We start from the raw sequence: 16326 nt of genomic DNA, 5'->3' as shown, positions 1-16326 counted from the left end.
CCTACAAAAACAGGACTTCGTCTTTGTTTTAGTTTCAACTAGAAATCGGAGGAATTTTATTTTATGAAACGTCGTCATCAACTCATGCTTGGCATCACGTCTCTTATCGTCGTTTTATCTTTGATTTTCCATGGACTCCACCGCTTCACAACATTTGGAGAAGGCTACTCCCTTTTACAGGGAAAAGGACCATCCGCGTCGCTCGCTACGTTAACGGTCGTCGCACTGATTCCTATCTTTTTTCTCTTCGCAGCTGTTATCCGCTACCGGCTTAATCCGCAGAGTAAACAGGTTGCCATTCTCTTGACACTGACGCTGACATTCGCAAGCATGTCAATCATCGCCGGCGGAGAAGGACTCGTCGAATATCACTTCTCGATTTTCATGGTCCTGGCATTGATTGCCTACTTCCGGCGAATCGACTTGATTTTAATCAGCACGGTATTATTTGCGATTCAGCACTTTGCCGGGTTCTTTTTTGCACCGACGCTACTGTGCGGAACGACCGAGTATCCGTTTAGTCTATTGATGATTCATGCTGTGTTCTTAGTTTTAACGAGCAGTGCCCTGATCATTCAAGTATTCGTTCAAAATCGTGAACGTCACGCGGCGCACGCACGGGAAACGGAAGCAAACACGTTAATCACGAACGTCAGTCAACAAATCGAAGCACTGGTCGGTCATTTAAAAACGAACACGACACATTTGAAGCAAGCTGCTGCAAACTCGGTTATTGTCACAGATCAGATTGCTGCTGCCATCGAACCGATCGTCGACTCTGCCGACGGTCAATATCAATCGATGCAACATGGAACGAATCAGTTACAGCAAGTCAATCAAGCGATTGCGACGATTCAAACACAGATGGCGACGACGGCAGAGACAGCCGTCCATATGACAGCCACCGCACGTGAAGGAAATGAAGAGATGCAGTCGATGGAACGCCGGGTCGAAGCAATGGTCGAAGCGACGAACCGTTTAAACGATTCCGTCGAGACGATGACAGGACGCTCCGATCAAATCCAGACGATTCTCGCGAGTCTTGAAGCAATTGCCGGGCAAACGAACTTACTTGCACTCAATGCAGCGATTGAAGCTGCACGTGCCGGTGAAGCGGGACGCGGCTTCGCCGTCGTTGTGACCGAAGTCGGGCATCTCGCCGTCCAGTCACGAAGCTATGCCAATGAAGTGACGGAAGTGTTAGAGGCTCTTGTCGAAGACACAAACCAAATCAAGGCAACGGCCCGAGCGTATGCCGAGACGTTGACGGAAAACCGTCAGATGACGAAACGCGTCGGTCAGACCTTCGCTGATATTACAGGAATGATTCAAGATGTCGAACAGCATATTCGCTCGATTCAAACAGCACGCCAAGGTGTCGGTACGCAAATGCTTGAAATCGGTGAACGCATGGATACGACACGTGTCGCTTCACTTGAAGTGCGTCGTGGAATCGAATCGACAGCTGCAGGACTCGAAGAACAGGCTGGCGTCCAACACGAATTTGAAACGATGACCGACTCACTCAATCAAATGACCGATTCGCTCGAACAACTCGTTGATGAACTGACGAACCACGTCGAATCCTAACAATCAGGTTCCTCCCATAGGCGGAGGAACCTGATGTGCTTTTTTATTAAAATTAAATGAACAAACTCTAGGATTCTCCTGTCTGGACCCCGAATAACTAATGAAGACTGACCTTTTTAAAGAGAGGAGTTCTTGAATGCAGACTTCACGAAAACAGCTGATGGATTCCTTGAAGCGATTCGGACGGACGTACTGGAAAGATGCGATCGTCTTATCAAGTGTTCTACTTGTTATCTTCTTATATGGCGCTGCCCTCTTCCAACCAGGGATGGTCGTCTTTAGTGATTTGTCGTTTGGTTTATCCTCCAATCGTTATTTAGAGGAAATCTTCGGTGCCTGGAACAATCGCTGGAGTACGACGACGTTGCTGAACGTCGCTCGTCTCATCTATATTTTTCCGTTTTACCTGTTAAGTTTACTGTTCGGTGCTTCGGGACCGATTTTGATTAAATCATTCATTTTTGGACTCTTAATCGTTTCCGCTGTATCGATGTTCGCTTTCACGAAACGACTGCATTCCGTTTACGTCTCACCTCATTTTTCTTTTTTATCGCTCGTCGCATTCGGCATCGCCGCACTCTTTTACGCCTTGAACCCTTGGGTCATCACCCGAATTCAACACATCTACCTATTATGTGGCTATTCGGTTTTCCCACTCGCCTTACTGTTATTCTTCAACATTTTCGATCCAAAGTTCCGTGAACAATTGAATCCGAAGTTCAGTTTGTCAGATCGTCTGTCGCGACGGACCTGGATTGACATCGTCGGACTAGCCGTCGTGTTCGCTTTTATGGCGGCTGGCATTCATTATTTCTTCTTTTCATTGATTTACATGGGCATCATGGTCGGATTGATTTTTTTAAAGACGTATTGGACGCATCGAAGAGAAGGCATTCTCAAACCGTTAATCGGTTTCTATGTCCGATCCACACTCGCCTTTTCGATGATTTTCCTGTTGTTTAATTCCTATTGGTTCTTAATGTATGTCGGCTCAATTTTGACAGGTTCACAAGCATCGCAACACAATATCAACGTATCCGATACCTTGATGTTGTTCAGTCGCCACTCCTCCTGGTCAAACGTCCTTTATTTGACGAGCTATTGGTGGCCGATGTTCGACTTAACGACGTTACCGATCAGCTTTTGGCTTGGCGGCGGTATTATTTTATTGCTCGTTCTGCTCGGGGCACTCGTCTCCTATCGGCAACCAATCTTACTGTTCTTCACTGGACTTAGCATTCCGTTAATCGTCTTTGCGACCGGGACGCATGAGCAGGTCGCAGACTTTTTTGTTTTATTCGTCACGAAGACGCCACTCATCGGTGCAATGTTCCGTGATCCGAACAAGCTCGTCGGGTTGCTGATGGTCAGCTATAGCCTTTTGCTCGCCTCTAGTCTCGCAACGCTTTTCAATCGTCCATCAAAAACCTTGCCACTTGCGCTTTACCGGACGTTCGCAATCGGCATTACTGTCATTGCGCTCAGTCTATTCTTTCTCCCGTATCGCGCGGTCTACATGGAAGGCTTTTATCATCCTGTGAAGATGCCACAAGAATATTCTGCTGTTCAAGAATTGATTGACGGAAAGTGGCTCCAGTTTCCGATTGCTGACGAAATGACACAACCGGGCACAGGTGTCGCGACGCCAACGTGGAACAAAAATCCGAATCCTGACGGAGAGGTCAAGGCGACAGGCGACGTTCAAGTGTATGGTTCGCAGACCGATACCGTCTTCCATCACGAAGGTGCCTCCCCGACCGTCGGCTATATGATGACGTTCATGCAATATTTACTCGACACGGGGCGATCCGACCAGGCAGGACAAATCGCTAAGGCCTTTGGGCTGAATCAGTTCGCTTATCGGACGGAATACTCCGGGATGGCAGAACGCCAAGCCTTCAACAAAGAAATCTTGGCAACACAACACGATCTTTTAGCGACGAAACAAGTCGGGTTGTTTACTTTATTCGATTTAATCGAACCACTCGGGACACGAACCGTCCCACAGTTGATTTTGACACCGTACGGACTCGAACGGTCCGTCACCTACTCGACACTCGATGACTACTCGCTTGGCGCACAGTCGATTTTATTTGCGACACAAGCCCATCAAGACGGACTATCGTGGCTGAAACAAGATGACATCATCGAGATGGCAGAAGAAAACGATCTTTTGCTAAGCCAAGTCCCGGATGCGTATTTTTGGAAACCGTTCGACGCAATCGACTCGGCCAATTCGTTTTTGAACTGGGGGAAAACATTTTTAGCGAACAGTGATTGGCGCTGGTACTTGCGCACGCAAGGTATTACGAACCCAGCGTTTGACCTCGACTTTGGTGACGGAATCGGTTTATCGTTCGCCTCAGCTAAGATTGACGCACCTGTCTATAAACTTGATCAACTAAAGACGAAGCAAGTCGCCTCGTTCAATTCGATGCTCGAAGACGAAACGTTTTTTAAAGCCGATAATCCTGACATCGTCGACTTATCACCAAACCCGATTTCAAAAGAAAATAACTTACCTGTCTTACGAGCAGAGGTCGCTGAAGGTGACCCGAAATACATTTGGCAGGTCGCGAAGTCCGGTAAGTTACAAGCGTTACCGAACAATGCCTACCGGTTCGATATCACGGCTTCCGGTCGCGGGGTCGATCGCCTGCACGTCAAGGTCCGCTTCTATGACGCGAAGGATCGTGAGTTGAATCAAACCTATGTCGTCGCCCCACGTGACTCGGGTGACGTCGATGCGATTCACTTGCAAGGGGAGTTCGTCACTCCGAAAGATGCGACGACGATGCGGATCGATTTGCTGAGTTTCCAGCGTCCGGAACGTAAAACATATTGGTGGATTCACGACATCAAGATTTTCAGTTTCGAAGATTATATGGTCCCGAACACGATTGAGATGACAAAAGAGACGGTCCGCGGGCGCTACGCAGGCTATGCGCGCGTCCTCCTGAATCAAAATGGCGGACAGCTCGATTTTGAGTTCAACGGGCAAAACATTCCAATCAATACAAAGCAGACGGCAGGTGCCAAGCTCGTTTGGGTCCCGCTCGGAAACCTTGTCGCAGATAGTACCAGTTCGACGTTACGCGTCACGAATACAGTCGGATTCAATGCCATCCAAAATATCGTCTTGATTCCAAAACCAGAACTAACTGACTTAAAAGATCAACTCGAAGAAAAGCTCGCCATTACGAAAACAATGATGGTCCTTGAAGCCGAAACATCGTTTGATTACACGGGTCACTTACAATCTGAGCGAAACTATCCAGCCCTCAGTTTCGGGAAAGGCGTCGCTGCTCAACGCGGCACATTGAAACGTATGATTGATATTCGAGAAGACGGCACGTACGACATCAAACTAAAGGCGACGCGACCGACGAACACGAAAGGACGCCTGACGGTCTTGATTCGTGACGGTACCGATGAAGTGTATCGCCAAACCCTGAGTGCGAAAGACTTCAAGAAGACAGACATTCGAAAAGAGAAGATTGGTCAACATACGGTGACATTCGATCCGCTTTATCGTGATTTCCCGTACCAACTCGAAGCGTTATCTGACGTTTATCAAACACTTCATCAAATTACGCTTTCGGACATCCCACTTGCAAGCGGGCGCTACGAGATAGAACTCGATTACGAAAGTGCCGTCCCTTCTCTCGTCACGATGGACGACCTGCATAAGTTCGACCCGAATGAAATCGTCACGGATAAACCACTCGCTGAACCGGAAGCTGCCGCCAACTGCGCGACGTGTGTCTCGATCACTGAGGACATGTTCCGCGACAGTGAACAGGACGAAGTCTATACGATTGACTACGACCCGACCTGTTCCTGTGACTGGTACATCTATGCATCACAAAAGGTCGAAGCGAAACCGAACCATGAGTACTTGTTGCAGTTTGATGCCGTCAGTCAAAATGTCCGCCAGCGTCACCTGAAAGTCTATTACCTCGATGAAGACGATCGTGTCATCGGGACTGATTTCATCAATGAGGTCGAAGAAGACAAGAAAAGTCGCTGGAATCACTATGAACAAATTCTCATCCCACCCAAAGAGGCTGTCCGGATGCAACTGCACATTTGGACACGTGGAAATGAAAAGACGGCCGGAAAACTGAAGCTTAAAAACCTTGAATTTTTGCCGTATGAAAAATTGATTCTCGTCGATCAATTCATGCTTGCTGAACAGACAGGTACACCGTTGTTCGCAACAGCAACTCCGGAGACGCTTGACGTCGTCAAGTCGTTGATGCGTCGACAAATTACGAGTCAGCAGACGCTCGGTCGCTTTACTGTCAACGACTCGCCGACTCCACTCTTTGAACTACAAGATGGCGACACTCCGATGCGAGGAAACATCGCCCTGAACGGTGTCACCCAACTCTATCGTTCGACGCAACAACAGGCTGCCGTCACCGTCGTCCTACGCCCAATCTATTATGCCGGACTCGGATTACTCGCTCTAGCCTTCCCGCTCAGTCTATTACTGATTGGATTGATGACCGGACAACGGTTCGAGCCGTTCCGGACGCGACTTCGTGAACGCTTCGCAGCTAGACGACGCTTCAGAAAAAAATAGCCTATACGCAAATACCCGCTCGGACTCACAGTGATTAGAGTCCAAGCGGGTATTTGTTAACGGTGGCGTTTATAAAGTTGGGCCATCGTCTTTAAAAAGGCGACTGAATCTTTCACGATATTGACATGAGACCCTTCCCGTTCGATACACGTCACGGGTTGTTGAAAGACGCGTAGGTTCTCTTTTTTCGCCGCATACATCAGCTCGAGATCAATCGCTAGACCACTCTCGACGTGCAGGTACGGTAAGATCCGATGAATGATGCGGCGGTTAATGATTTTGAGACCCGTCTGCGAATCCGTCACACCTTTTGGTAAAAATGAACGCGTCAAATTTCGTTTGGCAAAACTCATCACCCTGCGGACCATTCCCCGGTCTTCAATCGTTAAATCCTTCGTCCCGATGACGATATCATAATAATCTTCCTGAGCGACCGTCAGCAATCGCGCGATGTCCTCCGTCTGAAACGAATTATCGGCATCGACGAACACATAATAGTCGCTCGAGATATTTCGCATCCCTTCGATGAACAAACCTGCCTTACGCGTATTATGTTCCACTTGATGGACTTCGAGATAGCCGACGGTGAACAATGTATCCGTCGCATCCATGACGATCGCCCGGTAATCATGCAATAAATCTTGTGAGCCGTCAGACGAGGCATCGTCAAAAAAGTTGATGGAGGCATGGATGTAATCTTCACTGACGAGTTCTGCCAGGTTCTCCAAAAATTGTTTGACGTGCCCAAAACGTTTCTCTTCGTTAAATATTGGTAATATAAAGGCTATAGTGTCTTTCAAAATGGGATATTCCGGATGAATCAAGTGTTGTACTTCTGCAAATAGCTCATTTGGATACGAGGGTCGGTAGGAAAAGATACGAAACACACCGTCCCCATGGATGTCCTGGAATGGAAAATCACCTTTTGCGCGGACGACTTCTTCAATCAATAATACCTTCGCGCGGGGGCGCCGTTGACGGATCAAATTGACGATTCTAATTTGGTCAGGTTGAGCGACGTAGTCGACGATATACAATTTAACATCATGTTCCGCTTCCGCCGTGTCGACTTCCGTTAATGCGATTTGCTCAAATGAAGCAGGACTATTAACGGGCTGTGTGTAAAGTAGTACAGGATAGTAGGAGATTAATGCTTCGTAAGGAATGTGTCGTTCTTGGTCAGTAAAGACTACGATATGCCCTTGACTCATGCGTTTTCATCCTTTCCGTTTCACTCAAATCGATGGATTGGAGGGATTATACTTTGACAAGCTTTTTGAATCGACATGCGATCATTTTCATTTTTCCATTTCTTGACGTATTGCTGAATGTCGTCAACTACGCCTACCACTTATTACTTGCTCGTGAATTATCGAGCGTCGATTATGGACTACTGAATGCCTACCTTGCCTTACTTGGGCTGTTGCTGATCATCGGTAGCGCTTTGCAGTGGACGGTCACACGGGATTTGAGTCAGCGCCTTGATAATCAGTACCGTCACTTACGTTTTCGGCTACTGCTTTACACGGGATTCATTTTACTTATCTTAATGTACGTATTACCATTCATTCTACCTTTTACCAAAATAAACCTTCTTCTAATCGCATTTACAATCTTAATCCATATCTTACTCTCGTTCCGACGAGGGATTCTTCAAGCAGAAGAACGCTTTTATGCGTTGAACCTTTCCTATTACGTCGAGTCAGTCGTCAAAGTAGCTGCCACTTGGCTATTCCTTCGTTATACAGATGTTACACTCGCACTCGTTTTTATCTTGATCGGCATGCTGATGGCCTACTTGATTAGTTTAGTTCAAGTTCCGTTTCCTAAAAGCGCCGGTACGATGCGCTGGCATGGTCTGACTCATATGATTCATACACAAGTCGTCATGACATTATTCTTCACACTCGACAGTTTGCTCGTCACTCGTTTTTTCCCGACACTCGCAGGAGATTATTCCGTCGCGCTTCGCTTCGGTCAATTGCTGTTATTCGTCGCCCTTTCACTTTCTCAGTTACTTTTACCACGTCTCAGTAGTTTGAATCAGTCCAAATCGTTCGTCGCTTGGGAGCGTAAACTTTACATCGGAATCCTGATCGGACTCAGTTGTTCTGTTTTATTCTATTTCACTGCCATCCCGTACATCATCCCCATTTTATTCGGAGAGGGATACGAACAAGCCGGTCAGTATGTAAAATACATGGCACTCATCTACAGCGGTATCACCCTAATCCAGTATGAAGCACTCGTACAGTTTTCCTTACACCGAACGAGTTACTTGAAATGGTACTGGGGAACGTTAGTATTACTCATTCTCGCGCTTCTACTCTTTCGACAAACGATTGAAATTTGGTTGACGGCTCAAGTCGTCGTTTTTCTCGCAAGTGCCATCTTCTTACGCTTCATCCTCAGAAGATATCGCGTACCTACTACGACCCCAGGAGGACATGACGCATGAAACCACATCTCTTATTTTTATCTTGGCGTGACATCAAGCATCCAAAAGCAGGTGGTGCCGAAGTGTTCACTCATGAAATGTTAAAACGTGTCGCTGAAGATTACCGCATCACTCATATTTCCCCTCGCTTCGAAGGTGGACATGACGTCGAATTTCTCGACGGTATCACATACATCCGGCGCGGGACACTCGCGACCGTCATCCCTTACGCCTGTAGCTATTACCAGACGCATGCCGCGACGATTGACCTTGTCGTCGATCAAGTCAATACCCATCAATTTTTCACTCCACTTTATGTACCACGAACAAAACGTGTCCTCTTCATTCATCAACTGACACGTGAAATTTGGAAGATCAACGTCAAACAACCGTACGCCTGGTTAGGAGAACAGACGGAGACGCCCCGCCTCCGTCTCTACCGGAACGATTTGGCGTTGACTGTCAGTAAGTCGACCGCTGACGATTTAATCGATATCGGATTCGTAACAGAACGTGTCACGATTTTACCGGAAGGTCTCGATTTCATCCCTTGGCCGGAAGAACAATGGCAAGCCAAAGAAGCACAGCCGACGTTCCTCTATGTCGGACGGATGTCCGCCTATAAAGGAATCAACGATGCGATTAAAGCATTCGTGACGCTCAAACAAGAGTTTCCCGAAGCACGCTTTTGGGTGATTGGTAAAAAGGATGAGGGCTATATTGAAAGCGAACTGAATCCTCTCGTCCCAGAAGAGATGCGCCAAGACATCACCTACTTCGGTTTTGTCAGTGCGGAAGAAAAACTTGAACGGATGAGTCGCGCGACTGCTTTACTGTTCCCATCGAAACGCGAAGGCTGGGGATTGACCGTCAGTGAGGCGGCAGCAGTCGGGACACCGACAATCGTCTATGACGCCCCTGGTTTACGGGACGCCGTCCAATATGGGTTAGCAGGATATATGGCAACGTCCCAGACACCAGGTGCTTTAGCCGTCGAAATGCGCTCATGCATAAAGGATCGCGAACAATACGACACGATTCGTTACGCCGCCCATCGTTTCGCGAAGACGCTCCACTGGGATAATACGGGACAGCATTTTCGGGAATGGCTCGAAGCCGTACTCGTCCCATCACAATTCAAGGAGGGATATGAATGATTGGAATTGCCATGTCGACGTATGAAAATGAAGCCATCATCCATGAAACAATCACTTCTCTCAAACTGCAACAGACACCATTCCGGTGTGTCATCGCTGACGATGGTTCGACTGACGGCACCGTCGCTTTGATGCGCCAGATGACTGCCGGCGATGAACGGTTCGAAGTCATTGCACTGCCCCACGGTGAGCGCGGAATTGCCCGCAAGACGGCGATTGATCGATTAAAAGAACTCGGTGTCGCTTATCTCTACGTCATCGACTCCGATATGGTGTTGGCTGATGATTTGTTAAAAAGTTGTCTGCTCTACCTTGAGGCGCATCCTTCCATCGGTGCCCTCGTCATTCCGGAACAGGCCTATAGCGAGTATTCCAATTACTTCAGTCAAGTCAAAGTCTTCGAACGTAACCTCTTTAACGTACCGAACGACCGACTGGATTCGAATTCGATTGAAGCCGCTCGGTTTTGGCGACTCGACGCGTATGTAAAGTCGGGTGAAATCGACCCGGGTCAAATCAGCTTCGAAGAAACACAACCGACGATTCGCTACCTCGAACAAGGCGGTGAAATTCGACGCGCCACGTTTACGTTCGTCCGCCACAATGAAAAACAGGTCGAGCTCGCCGACCTGTTGAAGAAAAAACGCTATTATTTTGACGTCATGCCGACGACGCTGGCAAGTGAAGAAGGCGGTTTCCTGAAAGCACTTCAACGGTGGTACTTCTTCCGTCCGGTCCTTTACCATCCGGCAAACATCAGGAAGTACGCTAGTCATCCTAAGTTGACGGCCGGTGTCATCTACATGTATCTTCGTCTCAGCTTGATTGGTGTCAGTTCGCTTCTTTTCAAACGGGTTTCGTGAGCGTCGATGCAGTCGATTGATAAAGGATGAACGTTCCGAACTGGGTCGGGAACTCTAGGCGACGGACACCATTTTTTTCGTCAATCGGTGCATTTTTATCTTCCGGAGTTAGCTCACGCTGACCGATAATCGTCCCATCTTCAAAGAATAGGCAATAGGGACGATTGGAATTCAATAATACTTCATTAAAGGCTCTCGAGATGATCATTTTACGAGATTTCAATTCGACGACTTCTTCACCAATCTTTTCAAGAATTCGTAAAATCGTCGCATCGACCTTTAATGGTTTTGTCATCAACCGACTAATGTTCCCAGAGTTAACGGCCGCGAGTAAGGTATGGATTTGGACATAATCGGTTAAGACGACTTGTCGAATGAGTGGATGCTGTTTCGTTACCTCCTTCAAGAGTTCGACCCCGTCCATTTCTGGTAATCGCAGTTCTGTGATGATGACATCGATATCGTGACGTTCCATTAATTCAAGTGCTTGTTCTGCTGATACAGCCTCGATTACACGTTGCTGATTTTCTACTAACTTCCTTTGTAAAATTTTCCGAGTCGGCTCATGTGGATCTACCAATAAGTAAAGTGCCATGTATAACTACCCCCATTTTTTTATCGAAAGGATGGATGACAATGTATATTCTCTTATTATCTGGTGGTTCAGGAAAACGGCTTTGGCCGCTCTCAAATGACTTAAGCTCGAAACAGTTTTTACGAATCTTAGAAGATAACCAAGGACAAAAACAATCGATGATGGAGCGTGTTTTCCTCCAGCTCCAGGAGGTCGGCTTATCCGAACGGACTGTCATCACGACGACGGAAGCGCAACTTGATGCGATCGAGCATCAACTTGGTCAGGATGTCGCTGTCATCTGTGAGCCTTCGCGCCGCGATACGTTTCCCGCCATCATGCTCGCGACCAGCTACTTGGCGGAAATCGTCGATCCGACGGAAACAATCGTCATCATGCCCGTCGACCCGTATGTCGATACCTCATTCTTCGAAACGTTCACAGCACTCGACGAAGCCGCCCATTCCCATCCGGAGGCACTCCATTTGATGGGCGTTGAACCGCTGCACCCGACGCCGAAATATGGCTACATCATACCGGAGACGGGAGACAAGATGGCACGCGTCAAAAAGTTCCAAGAAAAACCGACGACGGCTGTTGCGGAACAGTTGATTCAAGAAGGTGCCCTTTGGAACTGCGGTGTTTTCGCCTGCCAACTCAGTTTCCTGATGAAGCAATTGACTGCGCAAGATGTCCCGACCGCATACCGTGACCTGCTTGCCTCCTACAACGCTTTGGAAAAAACCTCATTTGACTATGCAATCGTCGAAAAAACGGAATCAATTTATGTCCATCGCTACGAAGGCTACTGGAAGGACCTCGGAACATGGAATACATTAACGGAAGAAATGCCAAGCGTCCTTCACGGGAATGCACGGCTTTTGAAGTCGACGAATACGCATATCGTCAATGAACTGCAAGTCCCTGTACTCGGAATCGGCTTAGAAGATCTCGTCGTATCCGTCAGTCCGGATGGTGTGCTCGTTTCTTCTAAAGAAGAGACTCCCCATCTCAAGGAATATCTCGTCGATCAAGACTTGCCACCTCAATTCGAATGGAAACGCTGGGGATATGCGACAATTTTGCATCAACAACTACTTGATGACGGACGTTATGCCGTCACACGCCGTTTGCACATTAAAGCAGATCAAAAGATTAGCCACCATTATCATGAGCACACGGATTCGACTTGGAGCATCCTTAAAGGAAAAGCAGAAGCCATTATCGATGGTGAACGCCAACTCCTTGAGGCACCAGCTGTCGTCCACATTCCGCAAGGTGTTCCCCACACGTTAAAGACGATTGATGATTTAATCATGATTGAAGTGAAATACTCTGTCGATTGGACGGAAGAAGATAACTATCCCCTTCCGATTTCGTTACGCTCGAAAGGATAACCTCTTTTTTACTTCTATTACGTGTAGACATCTTTCCTTGAGATGTCTACACGCTTTTGTCTGTCCTAACGGGGAAACACTTCGCTCGTCACGAATTCGACCTCTCCCGTGACCGAGTAGTCTCCGCTCGCCCGCGGAATGAAAAAATGTTCGCCTTTTTTGATTGTCCGACTCATCTCATGCTGACGGACGACCGCTTCTCCCGCGACAACTGAAAGAAGACGAAACACGTCATGATTTTCAAGCAGATAGCCTGGTCCCGTCACTTCATGGCGAACAACGGTAAAAGGTAAAGCTTCAAGCAGTGTCGTCTTGATTCCGGAAGGCAAGACTTCTTCCACCGGCTCAAAAACGACCGGTTCATCCGGTATCGTCGTGACAGCAATCGCTTTTTCGAGATGTAATTCTCGTGGGTTCCCCTGCTCGTCCAACCGATCGTAATCGTATAAGCGATACGTCCGGTCACTCATCTGTTGAATTTCGAGTAAGACGATGCCCGGTCCGAGCGCATGAATCGTTCCGCTCGGGATATAAAGAAAGTCACCTCGTTTAACGGGAATGTGACGTAAACAGTTGTCCCAGTCTTTCGTTTGTGCACACTGTTTCAGTTCTTCCGGACACGTCAACGTGTGCCCGACAATGACTTCCGCCCCTTCATCCGCTTCAAGGACGTACCAGCATTCACTTTTTCCATACGGTTCATTTTCAAGACGTCTTGCCTCTTCATCATTCGGATGAACTTGAATCGATAAGTAAGAGGAAGAGTCCAGCAACTTCACATGTAAAGGAAACGAATCGAGTGCATAGGAGCCAAATAATTCAAGCCGTTGTGATGCCCATAACACATCAAGCGTCTGTCCACGATTCGGTCCTTCGATCAGACGTGTTAAACCACTAGGATGTGCGGAAACAGCCCAGCATTCTCCGATTTTACCGACTGGTAAATCGTATTGAAACAACTCCTCGAGACGACGACCACCCCAAATCCGTTCTTTGAATACCGGTTCTAATTTATACATCCTAGTAGCGAACTCTTCTATAAGGAAAGGAGAGACGCCGCACCTCCATTTCTTCAATTCGTTACCTTTCTATACCCATTTATATACAATTTACAACAAAACAGCACCTTATGATACTACTCGTTATTTTGACAGGAAATACAAAAACGCCCTCACCACAGGGGTGAGGACGGAGCTCGATCATAAAAGAGATAGCGTGACGCTTTCTCCTAAGCGATTTACAGTTTTGAGATGATCGTTAACGGATCAACACGTTGCGTGTAGTCAGACGGAACGTCAGCAAACGAAATTTCACCTGACGGCTGAATGATGAACGTTGCTGGTTTCGGTAGCTGCCAGTCTTCATTCCCATTATGTCCGGCGACGTCCAGCCCTGATTCTTTGTACACTTCAACTAAATAGTCCGGCATCTCGAAGACAAGATCAAATTGACCCGCGACGACATTATCGACGTCACTGAGGACAGCGAACTCTAAGTCATTTTTTTCTTGTGTCGAGAGTGAATGATCCGGTGTCTCAGGACTGATCGCGACGAGTGTCGCTCCTTTTTCCTGAATCTTCGCCAGTTCACGTTGGTACGCACGGAGCTCTAAGTTACAGTAAGGGCACCAGCCGCCACGATAGAACGTGACGATGACAGGACCTTGTGTAAGTAAATCTGCTAAAGCGACGGATGTCCCTGCCGCGTTCGGTAGCGTAAAGCGAGGTGCCTCATCTCCGACAGATAATCCTTTTGCTCCGTTCGATGCTGCGAGTTCTTCTGTTGCCTGCGTCATCAGCCGCTGCTTTTCAGCCGGCGCTTTCTGACGGAACTGTTCCTGATAGGCTTGAATCTCTTCTAATAATGTAGACATGACAATCCCTCCCTGTTGTGTTTCCTAGCATAACAGGGTGTCTGACAAATGACTGAGATTTTGCTCACTCCGACTTCTTTCGGAAGCGCTTGACGAATCCCATCAAACTTTCCGGTGTCAGTTCAATTTTGTTTTCATAGGCATATTTCGTTCCGTAACCAAGTGCGAGCGTCGCCGTCGAGGCGATACCTGCTCCAAAGACAGCCCCGTATCCTGGTACCATCTTTGCCAGTTGACGAAACGCCGTTTTTCCTGAATTACCGACGATCGTCACGACAAGCAATTCTTTTGCACTCTCTTTCGATAAATTGCGTTCGTATAAGTTCGACAGCTTCAGCATCAAGCCGATTTGAATCGACGTCAAAGGGATGATGTCCGCGCCCGGGAACGGGACCGCACCAATCGCTCCCGCTGCTGTCCCGGCGCCGACAATCCAGTTGTTGGCGATTTTCCCTCGTAATGAAGGATCGATTTCGCGGACAAACAGATTATCCTTATCGAACTTTTTTAAGATGTCGAGCACCTCACGCCGCAGCCGGTCGATATTTGTTCCGTCCTTCGCTGATACAGGGACAAGGGTCGGTCCCGGTAACTTCGATTCGATGTGCCGGGTGACGGTCTCTAAGTCATTTGTCGCGTCAATTTTTGTCACGACAATGAGGATGTTTTTGTTATGAGCATAAATCTTATTAAAGTTTTTTGTTTCCGTCTCCGATAAGACGGTCCCCGCCGCATTCAAGAAATACAAAATGACGTCAGCACTCTCATAAAATTGCCATGTCGTATCCGAATTTAAGCTGTTCGCATCATTGAGTCCCGGCGTATCGACGAAGATGACTTTATCTTCCGGGTGCTGCCGGATTTGATCGATGCGTGTCGTCTCTCCCGGTTGTGCTCCGACCGTCGCGACGTCACGCCCGAGAATCGCGTTTAGTGTCGACGATTTACCGGCATTGACGTCGCCAATCAGGGCGACGGTCACTTCTTGATTAAGCGACTGGTTAAAGTCGCGCCGTTCTGCTTCAAACGATTGGTCAAATACTTCCTCAAGCTTTGACTTCCGTTTCTGTTCATTCGTCTCAAGTCCCTCACCGAAAAAATCGTCCATCGTTACCCCTCCTGAAAATACGTACTGTCAGTCTTTTCCCGTTCTTGATTGAAATCATCCAAGAAAAACGATAAGCTTAATGATGGATAATGTTTCCAACACGCAAAGGAAAGAGGCTCCTTCTATGAAAAAATGGATGTACATACCACTTGCCGCTCTTATCTTGACGGGGTGTAGCCAAAACCACGATCAAATCGAATCGGCCACGAAAAAAGCACCTGTCACCCAGGCTGCTTCTACCTTCACAATCTCCCCCCTACCCGTTACAGAAGGGGAAGAAAAATTTGCCGCACTTGCCAACCAACAGATTGGCGCCGTTCAGTTAAAAGGAACATTAACGACGACCCATTGGCTAAAAGGTGTCGAATACCTCCCGAACAAACAAGAACATGTCCTCTTCTCGATGGAACTTGAACCGAAAAAGTACGATACCGCAATCCGGTTTTCCCAGTCTTTCTCGGACAATCTGATTAAATTTGGAATTGACGTCGGTGATACGGTACTTTTCGGTGACGATACGTTTACGCATCTCGACGATTACATCGTCCGTGGTGCCGACTTCCGCTCAAAAACGGCTACGGCGAACCCTTATAATCTTTTGATGGTCTACCACCTGTCGAAAAATGAGGAAATGCGTGGATTTAATTTAAACGAGGTCACGCGTCCCGCTGACGTGCCCCTCAAAAAAGGAGAGCGGATTTTCGGAATCGTATTATCCAATCAAAAGTAAAATCTGACG

At 47.6% G+C, this 16326-nt stretch carries 12 protein-coding genes; 7 read left to right on the top strand and 5 right to left on the bottom strand.

Features of this window, described 5'->3' with window-relative positions:
• Positions 1–63: 63 nt before the first annotated feature.
• Entirely contained in the window at positions 64–1590 is a 1527-nt protein-coding gene (locus P403_RS0109035) for a methyl-accepting chemotaxis protein (protein WP_029332318.1), read from the top strand.
• A gap of 136 nt (positions 1591–1726) precedes the next feature.
• Positions 1727–6178 carry an MFS transporter gene (locus P403_RS0109030; RefSeq protein WP_051667336.1) on the top strand — a complete coding sequence of 1484 codons (4452 nt, stop codon included), beginning with the start codon at positions 1727–1729 and terminating at the stop codon, positions 6176–6178.
• A 56-nt stretch (positions 6179–6234) separates the two neighbouring features.
• Here P403_RS0109030 and P403_RS0109025 read toward each other — a convergent pair whose 3' ends face one another.
• On the bottom strand, positions 6235–7389 hold the full coding sequence (locus tag P403_RS0109025) for a glycosyltransferase (RefSeq protein WP_029332316.1): 1155 nt from the start codon (positions 7387–7389) through the stop codon (positions 6235–6237).
• 53 nt (positions 7390–7442) lie between these two features.
• Here P403_RS0109025 and P403_RS0109020 point away from each other — a divergent pair, with 53 nt between their 5' ends.
• From P403_RS0109020 to P403_RS0109010, 3 genes are read left to right on the top strand one after another with little or no spacing between them, the layout of a single operon-like run.
• Positions 7443–8636, top strand: a complete 1194-nt coding sequence (locus tag P403_RS0109020) for an oligosaccharide flippase family protein (protein ID WP_029332315.1) — start codon at positions 7443–7445, stop codon at positions 8634–8636.
• Complete coding sequence (locus P403_RS0109015) at positions 8633–9772, top strand: glycosyltransferase family 4 protein (protein ID WP_029332314.1); 1140 nt, start codon at positions 8633–8635, stop codon at positions 9770–9772. The genes P403_RS0109020 and P403_RS0109015 overlap by 4 nt, the downstream gene beginning before the upstream one ends.
• Positions 9769–10635 carry a glycosyltransferase family 2 protein gene (locus P403_RS0109010; RefSeq protein ID WP_034801089.1) on the top strand — a complete coding sequence of 289 codons (867 nt, stop codon included), beginning with the start codon at positions 9769–9771 and terminating at the stop codon, positions 10633–10635. The genes P403_RS0109015 and P403_RS0109010 overlap by 4 nt, the downstream gene beginning before the upstream one ends.
• On the opposite strand, the gene P403_RS0109005 is transcribed toward P403_RS0109010, so the two are convergent.
• Entirely contained in the window at positions 10619–11230 is a 612-nt protein-coding gene (locus P403_RS0109005; RefSeq protein WP_029332312.1) for a response regulator, read from the bottom strand. The genes P403_RS0109010 and P403_RS0109005 overlap by 17 nt on opposite strands.
• A gap of 41 nt (positions 11231–11271) precedes the next feature.
• Here P403_RS0109005 and P403_RS0109000 point away from each other — a divergent pair, with 41 nt between their 5' ends.
• Positions 11272–12606, top strand: coding sequence for a sugar phosphate nucleotidyltransferase (locus P403_RS0109000; RefSeq protein WP_051667335.1), 1335 nt, complete (start codon positions 11272–11274; stop codon positions 12604–12606).
• A gap of 65 nt (positions 12607–12671) precedes the next feature.
• Here the strand turns inward: P403_RS0109000 and P403_RS0108995 are convergent, their stop codons facing one another.
• From P403_RS0108995 to P403_RS0108985, 3 genes are all read right to left on the bottom strand, one after another.
• Positions 12672–13625, bottom strand: coding sequence for a type I phosphomannose isomerase catalytic subunit (locus tag P403_RS0108995; protein ID WP_029332310.1), 954 nt, complete (start codon positions 13623–13625; stop codon positions 12672–12674).
• Positions 13626–13843: 218 nt separating this feature from the next.
• Positions 13844–14479, bottom strand: a complete 636-nt coding sequence (locus tag P403_RS0108990; protein WP_029332309.1) for a peroxiredoxin-like family protein — start codon at positions 14477–14479, stop codon at positions 13844–13846.
• 64 nt (positions 14480–14543) lie between these two features.
• Positions 14544–15587: a YcjF family protein gene (locus tag P403_RS0108985; RefSeq protein ID WP_029332308.1), complete on the bottom strand. Its 1044-nt coding sequence runs from the start codon at positions 15585–15587 to the stop codon at positions 14544–14546.
• Between the two features lie 124 nt (positions 15588–15711).
• Here P403_RS0108985 and P403_RS0108980 point away from each other — a divergent pair, with 124 nt between their 5' ends.
• Entirely contained in the window at positions 15712–16317 is a 606-nt protein-coding gene (locus P403_RS0108980) for a hypothetical protein (protein WP_029332307.1), read from the top strand.
• Positions 16318–16326 lie beyond the last annotated feature (9 nt).

It is taken from the genome of Exiguobacterium oxidotolerans JCM 12280, from assembly GCF_000702625.1.
Taxonomy (GTDB): Bacteria; Bacillota; Bacilli; order Exiguobacteriales; family Exiguobacteriaceae; genus Exiguobacterium_A; species Exiguobacterium_A oxidotolerans.
Note: the sequence above shows the minus strand (reverse complement) of the source record. Positions and strands in the feature narration are given on the sequence as shown.